Annotated in this window: 18 protein-coding genes; 10 read left to right on the top strand and 8 right to left on the bottom strand. The window is 34.4% G+C overall.

Annotated features, from left to right (window positions below):
* From LEP1GSC059_RS04920 to LEP1GSC059_RS24010, 8 genes are all read left to right on the top strand, one after another.
* A partial coding sequence (locus tag LEP1GSC059_RS04920) for an IS3 family transposase (protein ID WP_036057086.1) occupies positions 1-608 on the top strand: 608 nt, incomplete at its 5' end.
* Positions 609-957: 349 nt separating this feature from the next.
* On the top strand, positions 958-1,494 hold the full coding sequence (locus tag LEP1GSC059_RS04910) for a hypothetical protein (RefSeq protein ID WP_020980398.1): 537 nt from the start codon (positions 958-960) through the stop codon (positions 1,492-1,494).
* 501 nt (positions 1,495-1,995) lie between these two features.
* Positions 1,996-2,451 carry a P-loop NTPase fold protein gene (locus LEP1GSC059_RS04905; protein WP_017214221.1) on the top strand — a complete coding sequence of 152 codons (456 nt, stop codon included), beginning with the start codon at positions 1,996-1,998 and terminating at the stop codon, positions 2,449-2,451.
* Between the two features lie 15 nt (positions 2,452-2,466).
* Positions 2,467-3,606 carry a hypothetical protein gene (locus tag LEP1GSC059_RS04900; protein WP_017214220.1) on the top strand — a complete coding sequence of 380 codons (1,140 nt, stop codon included), beginning with the start codon at positions 2,467-2,469 and terminating at the stop codon, positions 3,604-3,606.
* 48 nt (positions 3,607-3,654) lie between these two features.
* Positions 3,655-4,518 (top strand): hypothetical protein, encoded by an 864-nt coding sequence (locus LEP1GSC059_RS04895; protein ID WP_017214219.1) that lies wholly within the window; start codon positions 3,655-3,657, stop codon positions 4,516-4,518.
* A gap of 79 nt (positions 4,519-4,597) precedes the next feature.
* On the top strand, positions 4,598-6,847 hold the full coding sequence (locus tag LEP1GSC059_RS04890; protein ID WP_017214218.1) for an nSTAND3 domain-containing NTPase: 2,250 nt from the start codon (positions 4,598-4,600) through the stop codon (positions 6,845-6,847).
* A 498-nt stretch (positions 6,848-7,345) separates the two neighbouring features.
* Positions 7,346-8,068: an NADase-type glycan-binding domain-containing protein gene (locus LEP1GSC059_RS04885; protein ID WP_020980393.1), complete on the top strand. Its 723-nt coding sequence runs from the start codon at positions 7,346-7,348 to the stop codon at positions 8,066-8,068.
* Between the two features lie 252 nt (positions 8,069-8,320).
* Complete coding sequence (locus LEP1GSC059_RS24010) at positions 8,321-8,701, top strand: hypothetical protein (RefSeq protein WP_235592140.1); 381 nt, start codon at positions 8,321-8,323, stop codon at positions 8,699-8,701.
* 35 nt (positions 8,702-8,736) lie between these two features.
* Here the strand turns inward: LEP1GSC059_RS24010 and LEP1GSC059_RS24005 are convergent, their stop codons facing one another.
* Positions 8,737-9,228 carry a hypothetical protein gene (locus LEP1GSC059_RS24005; RefSeq protein ID WP_017214215.1) on the bottom strand — a complete coding sequence of 164 codons (492 nt, stop codon included), beginning with the start codon at positions 9,226-9,228 and terminating at the stop codon, positions 8,737-8,739.
* Entirely contained in the window at positions 9,225-9,617 is a 393-nt protein-coding gene (locus LEP1GSC059_RS24000; RefSeq protein ID WP_017214214.1) for an SH3 domain-containing protein, read from the bottom strand. The genes LEP1GSC059_RS24005 and LEP1GSC059_RS24000 overlap by 4 nt, the downstream gene beginning before the upstream one ends.
* Before the next feature lie 651 nt (positions 9,618-10,268).
* Here LEP1GSC059_RS24000 and LEP1GSC059_RS04870 point away from each other — a divergent pair.
* Positions 10,269-11,276 carry a hypothetical protein gene (locus tag LEP1GSC059_RS04870; RefSeq protein ID WP_235592139.1) on the top strand — a complete coding sequence of 336 codons (1,008 nt, stop codon included), beginning with the start codon at positions 10,269-10,271 and terminating at the stop codon, positions 11,274-11,276.
* 229 nt (positions 11,277-11,505) lie between these two features.
* Here LEP1GSC059_RS04870 and LEP1GSC059_RS04865 read toward each other — a convergent pair whose 3' ends face one another.
* From LEP1GSC059_RS04865 to gap, 4 genes are all read right to left on the bottom strand, one after another.
* Positions 11,506-11,730: a hypothetical protein gene (locus tag LEP1GSC059_RS04865; RefSeq protein WP_036057079.1), complete on the bottom strand. Its 225-nt coding sequence runs from the start codon at positions 11,728-11,730 to the stop codon at positions 11,506-11,508.
* Positions 11,731-12,021: 291 nt separating this feature from the next.
* Positions 12,022-12,222: a hypothetical protein gene (locus LEP1GSC059_RS22820; RefSeq protein ID WP_017214211.1), complete on the bottom strand. Its 201-nt coding sequence runs from the start codon at positions 12,220-12,222 to the stop codon at positions 12,022-12,024.
* Between the two features lie 7 nt (positions 12,223-12,229).
* Positions 12,230-13,420 (bottom strand): phosphoglycerate kinase, encoded by a 1,191-nt coding sequence (locus LEP1GSC059_RS04860; protein WP_017214210.1) that lies wholly within the window; start codon positions 13,418-13,420, stop codon positions 12,230-12,232.
* Between the two features lie 3 nt (positions 13,421-13,423).
* Positions 13,424-14,431: a type I glyceraldehyde-3-phosphate dehydrogenase gene (gene gap, locus LEP1GSC059_RS04855; protein ID WP_017214209.1), complete on the bottom strand. Its 1,008-nt coding sequence runs from the start codon at positions 14,429-14,431 to the stop codon at positions 13,424-13,426.
* Positions 14,432-15,210: 779 nt separating this feature from the next.
* On the opposite strand from gap, the gene LEP1GSC059_RS04850 reads away from it, so the two are divergent.
* Positions 15,211-15,624, top strand: coding sequence for a DUF6210 family protein (locus LEP1GSC059_RS04850; protein WP_017214207.1), 414 nt, complete (start codon positions 15,211-15,213; stop codon positions 15,622-15,624).
* Positions 15,625-16,120: 496 nt separating this feature from the next.
* On the opposite strand, the gene LEP1GSC059_RS04845 is transcribed toward LEP1GSC059_RS04850, so the two are convergent.
* Together LEP1GSC059_RS04845 and LEP1GSC059_RS04840 are read right to left on the bottom strand one after the other, a co-directional pair.
* Positions 16,121-16,552: a response regulator gene (locus LEP1GSC059_RS04845; protein ID WP_002178792.1), complete on the bottom strand. Its 432-nt coding sequence runs from the start codon at positions 16,550-16,552 to the stop codon at positions 16,121-16,123.
* A 5-nt stretch (positions 16,553-16,557) separates the two neighbouring features.
* A complete protein-coding gene (locus tag LEP1GSC059_RS04840) occupies positions 16,558-17,976 on the bottom strand; it encodes a PAS domain-containing sensor histidine kinase (RefSeq protein WP_017214205.1) in 1,419 nt (472 codons plus the stop codon).
* Positions 17,977-18,008: the final 32 nt, after the last annotated feature.

The following is an 18,008-nucleotide window of genomic DNA, read 5'->3' as shown; positions in this document are numbered from 1 at the left end:
GAAAAGTGATGAAACTTTGTGAAATTCGTGGAAAACAAGAGAAGCGCTTTCGGATTGCCACGACAAATTCTAATCATGGGAATCAGGTTGCTCCAGACTTAGTCAGGCGGAATTTCAAAGCGAACAAGAAGAATCGAATCTGGGTTTCAGATATTACTTTTTTGAGATCCTCCTTAGGTTGGATTTATCTTTGTGTAATATTAGACCTTTATTCTCGGAAAGTAGTAGGTTGGTCGATTTCGAATGCTAATGATTCCAAATTAGTCTGCAATGCTCTTTCCAAAGCGATCGAATTGAGAAATCCTCCCAAGGGTTTGATTTTTCATTCTGACCGAGGATCCAATTATTGTTCGAACGAAACTCGAAAATATTTGCTCGTCAACAAAATTCGCAGGAGCAATAGTAGAAGGGGAAATTGTTGGGACAACGCGGTCGCCGAGTCCTTCTTTGGTTCTCTGAAAAGAGAAATGGAATATGATTACTTTTATAGAATTCAAGAAGCGGAAGAATTACTTTTTGATCATATAGAAGTTTATTATAATAGGCAGAGATCTCATTCGTACTTAGACTTTGTGAGTCCTGCAGAATTTGAAGAAAATGCTGCGTAAAAAATGTGTCCAATTAACCGTGACTAGGCTAGAAATCGGAAAAAATACGTACACATTAGAGCGCTTGGAGGAATATTTTTATTTTTTTGGGCTCCTTGCTTTTACGTTTATTTTATCAATCATATTCGAATCGCCATTTTATTTTTTTATTTTACCCAAGTCTTTGTCTTTATTAAAAAAGATTCAGGAATTTTTAATTATTCATCTTATTTCGTATATATTCTTGATTCTTTTCTTTATAGGTTTTTTTGGTTTAGCGAATTTATAAAAATTGTGGAGATCCATACATTTGGTATATGCTTGTTTTAAAAATGATTAATCGATTTAGTGAACTGTAGTAACCGTAAAAATGTTAAAATTTAAAACCTATCAATTGTTCATCTTTCTTGCTGGTCCGTTCATTCTTGCCATGTCTTACCCGTTTATTGCGATTGCCATAACAGGGCGATTTGAACTACCGACAATGGTGTCAATAGTTTACATTTGGCTAATTATTCTCTACTCTTGGTTTCTTGAGAATTTAGTTAGGATGAATAAATTACTTGATGAAAATCTTAAGTTAAGTGGAAAAATCAGTATTGTTTTCGGTATTATTGGTTTAATCGGAATTTCCATTATCTTGCCGCCTGTTATGCTCCGTTTTTTGGCCGGGATATTTGAGAGATTACAAATTATCGGGATAATTCTTTTACTTCTAAGTAGCTTCGGTAACTTCTTCATTGCAAGGACAATCGCAAAGAATATGCGTACTTTGGAGCTGAGTAGAGAGGCTATAGTAAAAGAATATTTAGGTGAATTCTTGTTAATATGGTTTTTTCCAATAGGTATATGGGTGATACACCCTAGAATCAAGAAGATCTTAGGGTTAGAACGCGACATCGCATAATCTCGTCTGTTTGCACGTTGCTTTGCCGCTTCGGCTTGCTGGATGCGACTAAGGTCAATCAAACCTGCGTTAGTGCGCTTCAGGACCGCACGTTAGAAACGCAGAGTGTTACCGATGTGCCAGAACATACAAAATGGCCTTTATTCGTAGATGACATAATAGTGATTATGGGAAGTTTCCATTTTATATTTTACGAATATTGAATATATACAGCTACGCGACCCTGAAATAAATATTCCGATCAAGAACATAAAAAGGTTTTCATCGAAATTTACAGGATAATTTAAACCAATTCGGAAATTTGCCGAATTCTGCGTTATCGATTGAACTTTAAAATGAATTCTAAGAAATATTTTTCGCTTTCAACCATTTATTAAAAATTGGATTCGAATTATCTTGGAATAAAACAGTGTTGCGAACTTCGTAAATTATAACTAAAAATGAAATTACAGAAAATGTTAAATTATATTTTCAACCTACTCTGGAGTTATATCAAATTAAATGAATTCGCTTGACGTTTTTAAAAGATTATATACCGAGCTAAAAAGTGAAAATTTAGTTAAGGCTCTATTAGTTGGCGAATGGGGGATCGGAAAGACTTATCTTATCAATAATTTAGATAAGCACCTACCCGATAAGCGATTTATCAAAGTGAGTTTATTTGGTATTAAATCAATTTCTGAAATATATAAATCCGTAAGAACAAAATATATTCGGCAAGAAAAATCTGTTCTTAGAATTAGTGCAAATATCGCGAAAGATTTGCTAACGGGCTTCGTTGAACAAAGAACGGGATTGAAATTTAATATAGATTTACTTGAGTTGATAGAAGTAAAATTAGATAAACATCATGTTCTTGTTTTTGAAGACATAGAGAGACGCCATGAATCACTGCGGATCGAGGAGGTGTTAGGGAGTATTGATAGACTTGCAGAGTATTCAAATTGTATTATATAGTTAGATCATGAAAGATTGTTAGAATTTCATGAACAAGATGTACCGAAATTAGGCTTATTCCGTGAAAAGTTATTTAACATTGAATATTTCATAGATGAAATTGATTCCAATGCGTTAGTAAGAATATCAAAGAAAATGTCTTCGAAGATGACTAACAAAGAAAAGAGCTACCTAATCAAATTTTTTAAGAATGGCCCGGCAAAAAATTATAGAATTTTCGAAAAAACGATGCGCTTTGTAGATCATTTTAAAAAAGATTTTAAACATGAAATTGGAGAGGCTTTAATGAACCATTTATATTCTATTTATTCTGAATCGGTAAATAGAAAGACAGTCTTATCTTTGATGGATGCAAAAAGTGAATTTATAAATAATTTTGAAAATTTTCTTAAAAATAACGATGAGGATACAAGCGTTAAATTAGCAATTTTGGATTATCTATATTATGGGAAAATTGATTTAGAGCAATTTATGAGATTTCAAAATCCTATTTCATTCGATGAATTTGATATTGCTTTAAATATAATTAGCAGAGCATATCATTCAAATGAAACTGACATGCGTGATTCTATTCTTAGTTTATTAAAGCTGAGTGAACGCGAGGAAATTAAAAAGTATAGGCTAGTCACGCTTACCGATGCGTACAGAATGTCATTTTTAGTAATACATAGATATGATCTCAAATTATCTATTGGTCAATTAGAGAAAGGATTCAGAAGAGTATTTTATCAATTTGTAAATGATAAAACTCAAATTGAGGATTATTTGGAAAGAATACAGATTTATTTTAGTACAGATAAAACAATAGAGACAATTACAAAAATATTTGTTACGCTTATTGAAGAATATACTGAAACGAAGGTTCGTGAAAAAATTAACCAATTTCGACAAGAGTTTAAGCGCGGCAATTATTCTAAATGTGCTGAGTTAATCGAACGAAATCCTAAGTTTTATGAAGAAACAAGAAATATTGTTTTGGAGATGCTAAAACCGAATTATGATAGTAATTTACAGAAATTATTTGATCTATATACTCAGACTTTTAAAGTTAATATCGCAAATGAATTAAATTTTCTTCCTTCACCGGAAGGAATACAAGATAAGATAATTAGAAACAGATATAATCAATATCTTGATGCTTTACGAAATATCTAAGAGCTAAAGGATAAATTATATATTATTATTTAGAAATTGGAAAGCAATATGAAGGAAAAAATTACTCTATTCATTTATTTAGCTATAGATCAAGATCCAAAAAATGAAATTGTAACTACGAATATTGGAAAAGGATACGTTATTCAAAAGACCAAAGAAGGCGATTTGGTTTCGGAAAGGAATGGCGGTGAAATGACGACAGGCGATGTTCAATCCTATATTAGCTCATTGAAAATTCCAAATGGAATCTCTATCCCAAGGTTTCGACTCGGTTACGGTCGATTAAGATTATTGAGGAATGTTAGTTATACTAATTTCAGTTTTATAAAATATTATTTTCTTTCCCTTCTGTCTTGGACTCATCGAAAAAATATTAGCGTTTTTAAAAGGTACAACCGCGATAAACTGATTAGAGAATTTTATTTAAAAATGCAAGGCGGAATGAAAAATTTACGATCCTATTATTTATTTACGTTTATCTTTAAAAGTCTATTTTTTCGTTTTCTATTTATTGCCGAATGTATTGTTATACCCGTATTTTCTATAGTTTTTTTAGTCTTCATTAAATTATATAATTCTTATTTAAAATTCATTCTAGCAAAAGCGAATCTTTATGATCAAAAATTATATAACCATGTTGCGAAAATTAGTAATAATTCAGGTAGGCACTTTAAGGAAAAGGCTCTTAAATACGAAGGCTATTCAAAGGATCTTCAAAATGAATATATTAGAATGGAAAACGAATGGCATTCGAATTCAAATGCTCTCTTAAATATTTCTTTAGCCATCATTGCAATCTTGGCTTCGTATTATGTTGGAACTTATCAAACTAAAGAAGATATTGAAATTAAAAAGAAAGTTGAAGAGTTGAAAATTGAAGTAGAATTTCTTCGACAAAGAATGACGCCTTGACATTGAACATAGATGACATTATCGGAAGTCGAATCACTTAGCCTGTAATTTTATAAACGTAAGTCTTCCTAAATAATAGATGCAGTATAGCTTTGAATCAATAAACGATAAAGAATTCGAAATACTTGCGATTGATATTCTATCGAAATATTTCAATATTCGTATAGAAAGATTTAAGTCTGGAAAAGATCAAGGCGTTGATGGAAGATTCTTCAGTTCAGATAATCAAGAAATCATTATTCAGTGTAAGCATTACTACAAATCTGGGTTTAAACTACTATTTCGAAAATTAAAGTCGGATGAAATTAAATCGATTCAAAAACTAAGTCCGAAAAGATATATACTACTCACTTCAACTCAATTATCCAAACAAAATAAACAGAAAATATTCCATTTGCTTTCGCCTTATATTGAGAGTGAAAAAGATATATTTGGCAATGAGGATTTAAATGATCTCTTATCCAAATATTCAGATATAGAAAGAAAGCATTATAAATTGTGGATAAGTAGCACTAATGTTCTTCAGACAATAATGAACAATGCGTTAGTCGGCAGAAGTAAATTTAAGTTAGACGAAATTTCAGTATTTTTACCTAAGTATGCCGAAACGAAAGATCATGCAAAGGCGATACAAAAGTTAGAAAAAAATCGAGTCCTAATTTTAACTGGTGAAGCCGGCATTGGAAAAACGACCTTGGCTGACCAAATTAGCTTTCTCTATGCTAAGAATGGTTATGAATTCGTCTATATAGACAACGCAATTAGTGAAGCAGAGAGTATATATTTCGAAGGTAAAAACCAAATATTTTATTTTGATGATTTTTTGGGCAGAAATTATCTGGAGGCTCTGGAAAAAAAAGAAGATTCCAAGATACTAAATTTTATCAAACGGATCCATAGCAGCAACGATAAATATTTCATATTAACTTCACGTACAGCAATTTTAAAACAAGGCAAGGAGTTAAGTGATTTATTTCACATTGATAATATTGGCAAGAACGAATATGAGCTTCACATTAGCAATTATTCCGCGATAGATAAAGCTAAGATTTTATATAATCACATATGGCATAGTTTATTGCATGAGAGTTTCGTATCTGAATTCTATATAGATTTTCGATATTTAAAGGTAATTAAACACAAAAATTTTAACCCAAGGCTTATTGCGTTTATTACTGATTTTCATAAAGTAGCAAATATAAAGAATGAAAGTTATTGGGAATATATAAAAAATATGCTCAATAATCCAAAGGAACTTTGGGACAACATATTCAACCTTCAATTCGATTCTTTTGCGCGCTTGATTCCTTGCTTAATAGTATTTAATGGAGGAAGTATCTCCGAAAAAGAGTTAAAAGAGGCATATTTTAAAATCGTCCACCTAGAAAAGTTGAATGTTTCAGCGTCATTCGATCATAACTATGAAAAGGTTATAAGGATTACTGTTGGATCGATTACGAATAGAATAATAGAACCGAGCGGTAAAATTACATATGAATTATTCAATCCTTCTGTTGCAGATTTTATTCTAGATAGATTATCTGATAACGAAGCTTTTATTTCGAATATATATCTTTCTTTAAAGACTGCGAAATCGATACGAACGCTATTTAACTTACGTCATTCGGGTAGTATAGATGAGAGAATTATAGAATCGATTTTTGTCCAGTTGATAGAGAATAGAAATGGAATACCTAACTATGAATTCGATGCTTACTTAGTATTTTACCTGCTCATGAATGGATTCACGTATTTTCTTCAAAGTAAGGCTGCCATACAATTAATTGAAATAATAAGTATGACGGAAATTGAAAATATTGATGCAAAAATACAAATAATGTCTTATGCAATTGGAAAGAAAATAATTACCGGGGTCAATAAAACTCATTTGCTTTTTTATGAAAATTATATTGATGAGTATGATTCGCCCGAAGAACTTAAAGCATTGGTAACGATATTAAAAAAGCTAAATGACTTTGATACTAGTAAGTTAATGAGTAAGATAAGAGAGAAAACATTTGACTTTTGGATGTATAATATAACCCAAAGTGTATTGGATGATGGAATACTGGACGACTATAAAACAGAAGAAGAGAGCGATGAAGCTTGCGATACAGTGATTCAATATTTAAAAGATGAGTCAATGGCTTTAAATATTCATTTCTCAGACAATGAATTGAATAGACTCTTATCTAGATGTGATCTTGACAAAATACTAGAACGAAATTTAAAAGCACGGGAAGTAGACGATACAGAATCCGAAAACAACGCCGATGAGAATCAAGAAGATTCTGACAACGGAATTATTGATCTCTTTGAAAGAACATGAATCATTTAGTCCTTTGTATTTTTAAAAATTTCAGTCGTGCTAAACTCATAAATAACCACACAATCTTTCTTTTGCGATAGCCTATCCATAAGGAAACTTCATTCACACTAATCATGACCCGTTATCGAGTAGTCTTATCATCAAAATCGAGGTGAAACACTTTTAAGCGAAAAATCCGAAGCTATAGTTAAATCACTCCTTACCTTGATAGCACCAATTTCCCATCGGGACAATGTTCAATACCAAGAAGCAGAATATTATACTTCTCGCAACGATTTGTCAATGATCTACAGTAATTGTTCCGAATCCCAAGGATTTTCTCAAAAAATGATAGTATACACTCGGGTTTTGCTATAATATGCCCAAATGGAAATTGGCAATAAGGGCATATTCTTTTCTTACACTCCGCAAACAATAAATTAGATCCGCATTCATAAATAAGTACAAGCTAATATGACTCTATTTTTGCTCGATAAAGATATAAAAGGAAGAATGATTATGAAAAAAAGAATATTGATTACCTTGGCTTTGGCACTTTCCATTCATATATATGCGGATTCGACAATGTATCGTTTCCTCTCTATCAACAAAATCAAAGCAACCTCAAGTTCTACTTTAACCGAGAAGAATAAGCCAAAGGATTTTTACGATCCAATAAGAGTTATGGACGGTAAGGTTGAAACTGCTTGGTGCGAAGGAAAGGATAATGAAGGAACAAATGAATACCTCGAATATATCATTCCTCCAACCAATGTGATTGGTCTGAGTATTTTAAATGGGTTTGTAAAATATAAAGATAAATATCTGAGTAACAATAGAGTCAAGGATACGAGAATTTCAATGCTCTCTGAGAATGGCGTAAAAAAAGAATTTACTCACACGTTTGCTGATAACGTGTGCGGAGCTGAAAATGCAGGAGGCAAAATTGAATCAGCTCAAGATTATTGTTATGAATTTTCGGGTAACAAAAGTAAATTCAAAGCCTGCGTTAATGATTTCCAAAATCAGTGTCTCATGAGTGATTATAATGGAGGGGGAGAACGAATATTCTTTAAGGATAGGTTTAAAATTGTATATTTAAAATTTGAGATCTTATCCGTATATCCGGGTTCAAAATATAATGATACGTGTGTTGCTGAAATTAGTTTTCTCGAGGTAAATTCCGGAGATTTTAGCCCAGAATACTTTAAAACGGATCCGAGTATTAAAAAACGTTATTAGTATATGTTTTCCAAACGTACGATTATCCTGTTTTTATTACTGTTCTCATTTGGCCTCAACTCAACGCCAAAATTTAAAAGCGAAAGAGTTATTTTATCGGTAAGTAAAGATAGAGTAGTCAATGTTAAAATCGAATTCTATTTTGAAGGAACTCGCAATTTTCGAGAAAAGCTTGTTTTCCCTGAAAACTCACTTATCAAGTATCGAAACTTTCGAGCATTTTGGAATAATGCAGAGTTGGAATGTTCAAGATTGAAGCCCCCAGTCGGTGAATATTTTAAATTAGGAAACGATCTTTATTCCTCGATGATTGTATTTGAAGTGGATAGCGAAAGTTATGTGAATTCCAAACATACTATTCATTACGATTATGATTTAGTTCAGTGGGGAAATGATAAATATGACGACCGCGAAGGGGATTATTTGGAATATATACTAAGAACAGGTTCGCTTTGGGAAGGAAAGTTAAAGGAACTTCTTATTTCCGTTTCCTTCGAAGAGCCCTTGTGTTATAGAATAAAAAAAGTTAGCCCAACTTACCAGGGAAAATGTGTTAGTGAATATTTGTGGGAGTTTCACGGAAAAAATACTCTATTGGATAAAAATCTACAATTGCTCATTAGATCTTTATAGAACTCTTATTGATTTATTCCTTAGCTTCTTTCGCACTACTTAAAAACTCCTCGCAACTCTGAATCCGATGGAGTGCCTCCACCATCAAGATATTCATAAACTGTTTTGGTAAATACTTTTGGTTTTGAGCATGGACATTCATTGGGACAAGTTTCGCTCCACCCACTTCTCGCAACTAATATTTTCTTTGTTTTAAATACGAAAGCGACTGTATGGCTTTCAGATCCTCCACCGCACTCATCGCCCTCACCGCCAGAAATATTAAAGAATGCTGCTTTATTTGAAATAAGAGTAACTTCGCCGTAAGATTCACGATTCATATCTGTATTAATTACTTTGCCGTTTTTTAGTATGAAATTATAGCAATAAGAATGTAGATAACCAGCACATGGTTCTTTACGGGGGGAAATTGATATTACCGAGTAATCACTACGTGTAACGTAATTTTCAAATTGAAATTCATTCGATTTATAATTTCTTCCGTCTTTGCTTTGATCATAAGATTCAGGTAATTTACTCTCTATCAAAGTCTCAAAGATTTTCGTATGATTTTTCCATCACCTAGTTTTATAGACTTACCTACTAAATGATTGAGAGGTCTTTCTACTTTTGCGAGAAACGGGCTAAATGCATAGCCAGTTATCCTCCCATATTCAACCTTAACCCATTTTCCTTTTTTATTATTGTTTGTTTCAATTTCTCCCACTTCCTCTAAGATATTTACTATTTTACTTTCTGGGATAGTAAGAATTACTCTAGACTGAATGTTTGGATGTTCACGTAATCGTAGCCCTCCATCCGCATTGACAGAAAAATATCCTTTGAGAGATTCTTTTTTTTCTTGGATCGTCTCTTTCAATGCACAATCAAAAGTTGAAAGGAATATTAGGATAGAAATCGTAATTTTAGAATACACAGCAATTTTCCTCTAATAGTTAGATTTGTAGAGCGAAACCTTTTTCATTTTTAATCAACGAATGGATCATTTGCCTACTTGTACCTCTATCTATATAACAGTATATTTTTTTGCTTCGCTATAAGGCGAGAACTGTTCTAATTTTTAAGTTAACCGACACTTGCGATTTTAAATTCTTTTGATAATCGGATTCGCTTAGGAGATTCAGGTAAAAAACCCTCTTGTATTTTTCAGAAGCGGGGTTGTTGAAAAGAATCTCTTTTGAATAAAAAATGATAGTATACACTCGGGTTTTGCTATAATATGTCCGAATGGAAGCTGGTAATAAGGGCATATTCTTTTCTTACATTCCGCACAACGCAAACAGCGAATCCCGACCCTTCCTCCGGAAGGTCCTGGGCTCCACTGTTTTGCAAGTCGCTCCATGTAAAAAAGAATCATCACTCGCTCACGATCCCCCACAGAACTATAATCTCTGCACTAAATCTTTTCCCAAAAAATTCACCGCTAAAGATCGCTTTTCTCAAAAGTTTCCTCACAAATACTGACTATTATACACAGATCACTAAGAACTTACTATCTACTCTCTATCCTAAAAGTTGCCCACAGTGTAAAGTTCCTTTAAGCAAAGAAGTCTCTACTAGAGAGAATGTGATTCGTTGTCCTCAATGTAATTACTTAGAATCAAGGACTTCTGGAACGTTTTTAGAACATTTGAAACTACCTCTGTGGGTGTTCTCCTATCTACTCATTGAATCCATTGAACTTTTTCCATTAGGTTTATCGGCTTCAGCAATATGCAGAAAGTTATCAGTCTCTAAGAACACTGGAACATTGTTAAAAAGAAGACTTCAGATCTTTTGTAGTGATCTAATTCCACTCATTAAAGAGGAGATGGTAAAGGATCTAAAGAAGGCTTGGAAGGGTAAGAAACTGCCAGAATCAGGCGATTTAAAGCCTTTCATTGAAAACAATCCAGTTGTTCATACCGATACTTTAGCATTGTTCTCAGCTTCTCAAAGAGCGAATGGATATCGTAAAAGATTTAAACACAAAGGTCAAACAGCTTCTATCTATCTAACAGATTCCGTTGCTGAACAAAGAGGTAAGTATCAGATCGGAACTCTTTGTCATACGATTGCGATTAAAGGTGGTCCAGTAATACTATCATCTGTTCCTGATCAAAAGCAGAAAACACTTCAACCACTCTTTGATTTCTTACCTACAGATGTTCCATTGTTTTCTGATGAAGGTCTACCTTGGATGGAACGATACAATGTTAACTTTCGCCAAATTAATCATTCACTCAGGTCTGTTGATACTAAGAGAAATGTATGGGGAAAGAATCGTTGGAGTAAGGATGGAATTCATTCTCAAGTAGCTGAAGGAAATCAAAGGACTATTAAGTATTCTTTCATTGCTTCTTACAGTTATATTAGACCAGAGAATAGTATTCTTTATTTGAATGAGTATTCTGCTCTTAAGGGATTGAGAGTGTATGGTTTAGAAAGACTCGTTGGAAAGAAAAAGTTAGGTTTATTGCGGAATGTAGGGAATGGATCAGGGCGCTCCTTTAAATTCAGTGTCTCGCTTTTTGAACTCAATACATCGCGGGTCGCTCTGCAGGCGCTCTACAAATTGTGTTCTATAATAAATTGAAACTAAAACAAAATATTGTATTACGTTTCTTTTATTTAATTTTATTGACTGGAGCTGAAAGCGCGAAACCGATTTGCTCAAATTTTCTTACAACGAATTTACGTGAAATAATTTGTAGTGATTTCAGTAGTTTTAAATAATTGTCCCTAAAAAATTAAATTGAGAATATCAAAGAATTAGAATGTAATATTTCCCAAATAACGAGAAAAAGCTCGAAAGAGTCGAAGTTCTAATGTTGAGTCAAATAAAGATTCCAATCTTTGGAAGGTGTCCAATTTTTGAGATAGAGAATTCTTTCTTCTGGTTTTAATCTTTCCCAAAAAGGTAACCAGACGTTGCAAAACCAATTTTCGCTTTCGCCTTGTCTCCATCCTCCCCAAGTCGGGTCGCTTTCGGGATATTCAATCCAAGGTGGTTGTACGTAAAATCCAGGTCGTTCGTCGTTTGCGTGCATAAAGGTCACTCTTCTTTCCAAATCCTCATATGAGACTGGTAAAATCCTTGTGGCGTCCATGAGTTCGAGCACTCGATCTTCGTATCTCGCGAGACTAGGATCTGCTCGAAGTTCGACCAAAACTTCGTAGGTAGTATCCTTCTTACCTCATGATCCCTGAAGTCCCGTAGGATGATACGCACGAGTTCCAAGACTTTGACAATTGGCGTCTCAATTTCGAATTTAGGTCATCCATCACTTTCCTCTTTGCACATTATTTGTGACGCGTTGTAAAAATGGACACATTCGAAATCATTGACGATCGTAGCTTAAACGGGTAGAAGGATCGTCGTAAGAAGTGCGACCAGGCGAGTATCCCAAGCATCTCCATTTTAAGGATGACGATTGGCTTCCCGGTAAGTCCTTCATCGTAAAGAATGAACTCATTTCCGCGCGCCGGGCTTCTGTTCCAAAACGACGGACTCCGCCTAATGTCAATTCAACGGAGTCCATCTTTCGTTTATTCGGAAGATTTTTGAAGAAGGGCCTGTACTCCTGGGAGTTTTCTACCTTCCATAAATTCTAGGGAAGCTCCTCCACCCGTCGAGATGTGAGTGATCTTATCTGCGACTCCAGCCTTGTTGATCGCGGCGATGGAATCTCCTCCGCCTACAACGGTTTTCGCTTTGGATTTCGAAATCGCTTTTGCGATTGCCATCGTTCCACTTGCAAATTTATCTATTTCAAAAACACCCATCGGTCCGTTCCAGAAAATCGTTCCAGCGTTTTTGATAATCTTTTCGTAATTAGAAACCGTTTTAGAGCCTATGTCCATTCCCATCCAACCGTCTAAAATTCCCATTTTATCTACGGATTTGGTCTTGGCCTTTTCACTGAATTGATCTCCGATAATATGGTCCACAGGAAGTTGAAGATCAATACCTGCGACGCCAGCTTTTTCAATTAGCTGAAAGGCTTGAACTTCGAATTCTTTTTCGACGAGTGAATTTCCAATTGGAACTGCTCTGGATTTTAAAAAAGTATAAGCCATTCCACCACCGATGAGTAGATGATTTACCTTGTCAAAAAGATTGGTGAGAACTTTGATCTTGGTAGAGACTTTGGAACCTCCAATGATCGCCACAAACGGTCTGGCCGGTTTATGCAGAAGTGCAGAAAGTTCCACGATCTCCTTGTGCATTAGAAGACCTGCATATGAAGGAAGAATATGTGCGATTCCTTCGGTGGAAGAATGTGCTCTGTGAGCTGCGCCAAAAGCGTCGTTTACATAGATGTCGGCTAACGCAGAAAGTTTTTTGGAAAAACCAGGATCATTTTCTTCTTCTTCTTTATGAAAACGAACGTTTTCGATTACTAAAATTTCCCCGTCTTTGAGTTCTTTAGAAAGTTTGACTGCGTCTTCTCCAATTACGGTTTTAGAAAAATAAACGTTCGCTTTGACTAAACCTTTGAACGTTTCTACGATCGGAGCTAAGGAAAATTCAGGATTTACTTGTCCTTTGGGTCTCCCTAAGTGGCTTGCAATTACTATTCTCGCTCCTTTTTTTAGAAGGAGCTCGATGGTCGGAAGAGTCTTTTCGATTCTGGTTTTATCTGTAACTTTTCCATTTTCTACTGGAACGTTAAAATCTACTCTTAGAAAAACTCGTTTTCCAGATAGGTCTACGTTTTCGAGTCTAGGCAATTCCATGAATTAACCTTTCTTCGCCATGTAGCGGACCAAATCTAAAACTCGATTGGAATAACCCATTTCGTTATCGTACCAGGAAACTAATTTAAAAAATCTAGAATTGAGTTCTATACAAGCGTCCATGTCAAAGATAGAAGAAAGTGTAGAACTTACGAAGTCGTTTGAAACTACCATGTCTTCGGTGTAACCAAGAATTCCTTTCATGGCGCCTTCGGAGGCGGCTTTCATTTTAGCGGAAATTTCTTTTAGAGAAGTTTCTTTTGTGGTTCTAACGGTTAAGTCTACTACGGAAACATCAGGAGTAGGAACTCGAAATGACATTCCAGTCAGTTTACCATTCACTTCTGGAATACAAAGTCCAACTGCTTTTGCAGCGCCGGTAGATGCAGGAATGATGTTTTGCATTGCTCCTCTTCCACCACGGAAGTCTTTTTTAGAAGGACCGTCCACAGTAGGTTGGGTTGCAGTAGTGGCGTGGATTGTAGTCATTAAACCTTCTTCGACTCCCCAGTTGTCTAAAACTACTTTTACGATTGGTGCTAAACAGTTGGTAGTGCAGGATGCGTTAGATACAATGTGGTCTGATGCCGCGTTGTATTTTTCGTTGTTTACTCCCATGACGAAGGTAGGAATGTCTTTGTCTTTTGCAGGAGCAGAAATCACTACTTTTTTGGCGCCAGCTTTGATGTGTTTTTCGGCACCGGCTTTGTCTGTAAAAAGTCCTGTGGATTCGATTACGTAATCAACTTTGAGATCTTTCCAAGGAAGTTTTTCAGGATCTCTTTCGGAAACGCATAGTATTTTTTTTCCGTCTACAATGAGTTCTTTTTCAGTGTGTTCAACGGTTCCTTGAAATCTTCCGTGAGTGGAATCATATTTCAGTAAGTAGGCCAGGTTATCAGGAGTAACTAAATCGTTGATCGCTACAAATTCTAAATTGGGGTCTTTGATTCCTGCACGAAAAACGAGTCTTCCAATTCTTCCAAATCCGTTGATGGCTATTCTGGTCATTTTTTTCCCTTCGTTGTTTTAGATTTACGGTTTGTCCTAAAATTTAAATTTTATCTAAGAAAAGGTACAAAGTCGTAAGATTGATCTCCCTTTTGAGGACAAAGTTCTTATTACAAACCTCTTTTCAAGAGAGTTTTTCTAAGACTTTAGATACAGTATTTTCCGGACAATTCTCTTGAAAATCCGTTTTTTCTGGAGAATTTGAGAATGAGCCTCTGATTTATTACGGGAAGTTGGTCCGTATCAATTTGTTTTTGATAGGCGTTTTTTGTGATTTAGCATAAGTTCTCGGTAGAGGATTCTAAAAAATAGTAGTTCCTACATTTACAGTGGAGGTTCAAAGCGTGTAAGTTTGGAACTTTATAAGAGTTCCCATATTTAGAAATTGTAAAATCAAGTAAGTTCTTCAGTTCTTTGTATTGAATCTTGTGATGTCTTAAAGACTAAAAAAAAAATATGGGAGTTCCCACGTTCTTTTTACAGCCATCCATCCCAAAATCCAATCATTGTATTTTATCGGAAAGATCAAGCTGGAAGAAGTTGTCCTAACTTTAGGACAGCTTTTGATAAAAGCGTGGTTTCCTCGATCGAATTCATGTTGCTTAAAAAAAATGAAAGTTTGTAAAAGATATTTGTTTTTCTGAAATCGATTTTATCCAAATTCGCCTTCATTGGTATCTGGTGGAAATGACTTCAAAAATAAAAGAGGAATCTATTAGAATATTTGCAAGTTTTGCAATTCAAAATTGTTTGATGATTAAAATAGATAGGATACAATTATGAACCGACCGATCATTCGACTTTGGGGAATGGAAAACATCGGGTTGATTATTGAATACCAAACCGGGATCATCTATTCAAATCAAACTGGAGGATATGCTTGTTTACAACCTGAAGTGGAAGGGTTTCTGGTTCCGCTTGAAGATTTAGAAAATAAAATTCAGCAAAGTTTACAGGAGTATTTTACGGGACCAAAATGGAGAAGTTGGTGTCATGATGAGGAAACAGCGGATTTTATAGATTCACTTTTGAAACCGTTTTATTATTTAAAAGTCAATCGAAGTAAGTTACTTCAATCACACGAAGCCTGGATTTATATGGAACTTTTATTGCAAAAAGGAGATTTGGAATATCAAATCTATTCTGGCTTTTTGGAAAAGTCCGGAATTCTTACTTGGGGGAATAGCGATTGAAAATTGAAAAAACTCTTATCTACTTACTATTTGTAAAACAGAATTATCCGTTCATTCTAGTGAAAAAGAAACGGAAGAAAATTAACTCTAATAAAATTTTTTAAAACCATAAACTTAAAAGTATTAAGAACTACTACATTTGGATTTGTCTTGAACCTAACAACGAAAAGACGGATGAAAACTGGTAATAGACGTGATTAATGAAGTAGGGACTTGCGCAAATTTGATTTTACGAGGAACCCTTTAAAAATTTGGCTTTGTCCTGATTTGTCTTTTATTTTAGAATAAAATCTTGGTTCGTGAATCAAAGATACTTTTACAAATTGATATTTAGAAATGGTTTAATGAATATACGATCTTCTGATTTTACAGGTTCGACATGTCGTTCTCAATTTTTATTTTTGATTGAATTGAGAAGCACAAAAGTTTTTTCTATAAAACCAGTTTTGAAATTTAAGAATTTTAACAAAACTTAAAGGTTCTTTCAAATCAACATTTAAGAATCTGCAGAAACCGACTCAGGAAAATATCTTTCTAAAATTTCGTCTATCATTGCATTGGTAAGAGGTTTGGTTTTAAAATCCGAGCTGGAACCAAATTGACTGAATTTATTTTTATCATCCGGGTTGTCAGAAGTGGTTAACATGATGATGAGCGTGCTGGTTTGAAGCTCTTGATCCAACTTTCTATATTCTTCTAAAAATTCCCAGCCGTTCATACCAGGCATATTAATATCCAGAAAAATGAGATTTGGAAACGGTTCTATATTTTTAGATTTATTTTTTAAAAAAAGTAATGCTTCCTGACCAGATTGTTTTGTAATTACTTTTTCCGCATAATTTCCTTTATAGATCACTCTTTCATGAAAAAAATTATCGTCTTGGTTATCGTCGATAAGAAGAATACATTTTAACTTTTTGTTTTTCATAAGTTTCAATTTAAATTAGGAATGATAAAGTGAAAAGTACTTCCTACCTCCGAATCAGATTCAACCCAGATACGACCGTTGTGTAATTCTATGATTTTTTTACAATGTGCTAACCCGATCCCATGACCTTCGTATTCTTCTTTAAGATGCAATCTTTGGAATATAAAGAAAATTTTATCTACATATTTAGGGTCAATTCCGATTCCATTGTCTTGGACAGAGAAATGGTAGTAGCTTTCTTCTTTTTCGCAACGAATTCTAATTTCAGGTTCGATTCCTTTTTTAGTAAATTTGATAGCATTGGAAATTAGATTCTGAAGTAGCTGTCTGAATTCTACTTCGTATACGCTCATACTTGGAAGTGGATCTGAGATAATTTTTGCATTCGAATTGAGGATTAGATTTTCTAAATCCGAAAGAACTTCCGAAAGAATACGGTTTAAATCCGTAAATGCTAATTTTTGATCTCTGCCAATTCTTGCATACATAAGAAGAGCTTTCACTAAAACGCTCATTCGTTTGGTAGCTTGATCGATCGTTTTTAGATAACGGGTTGCGTTGGAATCGAATGTGTTACCATAATCCTCTTCCAAAACTTGAATATAGTTAGATACCGTTCTTAACGGTTCTTGTAGGTCGTGAGACGCTAAAAATGCAAATTGTTCCAGTTCCTTGTTTTTGACTTCCAATTCGTTTTTTCGAATTAAAGTGGATTCTTGATTTTTTCTTTCCGTAATGTCAATGATCGAAGCAAGAACCATAAGACCTTCGTCTGTGTCGATCGGATTGAGTCCGATTTCTACTTGAACTTCGGAGCCGTTTTTTTTCCGAGCAAATAAATCTCTTCCCGCGCCCATAGATCGAACTGTTGGGGTTTTGAAAAATTGATTTCTACGATCCGGATGTGCTTCTCGAAAACGTTCTGGTAATAATATTTCTAATTTTACACCGATCAATTCTTCTCTTTCGTAACCGAATAATTTTTCCGTTTGTGTATTTACGAGAGAAATTGTACCTTCCGAGTTGACTAAAACCATCGCGTTCGGTGCCGATTCCACTACGAGACGAAATCTTTGTTCTGCTTTTTTTCTTTCTGTAATATCTATGATAGAGGCTAAAACGAGAGTACCGTCTGCGGTTACTACTGGATTTAAACCGATTTCGATCGGAAACTCTGTCCCGTCTTTTTTAAGACCGAAAAGATCTCTGCCTGCACCCATAGGTCGAACTTTAGGAGAAAGAAAAAAAGAATCTCTAAAAGTCGGATGATTTTTGCGATAACGATGAGGAAGAAGTTCTTCTACAACTTGTCCGATCAACTCGGTTCGTTCGTATTTGAATAATTTTTCAGCTTGATTGTTGATGTAAACGATCTTACCGTCCCGATTTAACAATAGTATTGCGTTTGGAACGGACTCTACCATCAATTGAAATGTAAGTTCTGAATGTTTTATCG

It is taken from the genome of Leptospira noguchii serovar Panama str. CZ214, assembly GCF_000306255.2.
Lineage (GTDB): Bacteria > Spirochaetota > Leptospiria > Leptospirales > Leptospiraceae > Leptospira > Leptospira noguchii.
This window is presented reverse-complemented; position numbering and strand designations above follow the sequence as displayed.

Coding starts and splice junctions, on each gene's coding strand:
- LEP1GSC059_RS04910 (WP_020980398.1), top strand. CDS start 958: ATGTTAAAATTTAAAACCTATCAATTGTTCATCTTTCTTGCTGGTCCG.
- LEP1GSC059_RS04905 (WP_017214221.1), top strand. CDS start 1,996: ATGAATTCGCTTGACGTTTTTAAAAGATTATATACCGAGCTAAAAAGT.
- LEP1GSC059_RS04895 (WP_017214219.1), top strand. CDS start 3,655: ATGAAGGAAAAAATTACTCTATTCATTTATTTAGCTATAGATCAAGAT.
- LEP1GSC059_RS04890 (WP_017214218.1), top strand. CDS start 4,598: ATGCAGTATAGCTTTGAATCAATAAACGATAAAGAATTCGAAATACTT.
- LEP1GSC059_RS04885 (WP_020980393.1), top strand. CDS start 7,346: ATGAAAAAAAGAATATTGATTACCTTGGCTTTGGCACTTTCCATTCAT.
- LEP1GSC059_RS04865 (WP_036057079.1), bottom strand. CDS start 11,730: ATGCACGCAAACGACGAACGACCTGGATTTTACGTACAACCACCTTGG.
- LEP1GSC059_RS22820 (WP_017214211.1), bottom strand. CDS start 12,222: ATGGACTCCGTTGAATTGACATTAGGCGGAGTCCGTCGTTTTGGAACA.
- LEP1GSC059_RS04860 (WP_017214210.1), bottom strand. CDS start 13,420: ATGGAATTGCCTAGACTCGAAAACGTAGACCTATCTGGAAAACGAGTT.
- gap (WP_017214209.1), bottom strand. CDS start 14,431: ATGACCAGAATAGCCATCAACGGATTTGGAAGAATTGGAAGACTCGTT.
- LEP1GSC059_RS04850 (WP_017214207.1), top strand. CDS start 15,211: ATGAACCGACCGATCATTCGACTTTGGGGAATGGAAAACATCGGGTTG.
- LEP1GSC059_RS04845 (WP_002178792.1), bottom strand. CDS start 16,552: ATGAAAAACAAAAAGTTAAAATGTATTCTTCTTATCGACGATAACCAA.
- LEP1GSC059_RS04840 (WP_017214205.1), bottom strand. CDS start 17,976: ATGGTAGAGTCCGTTCCAAACGCAATACTATTGTTAAATCGGGACGGT.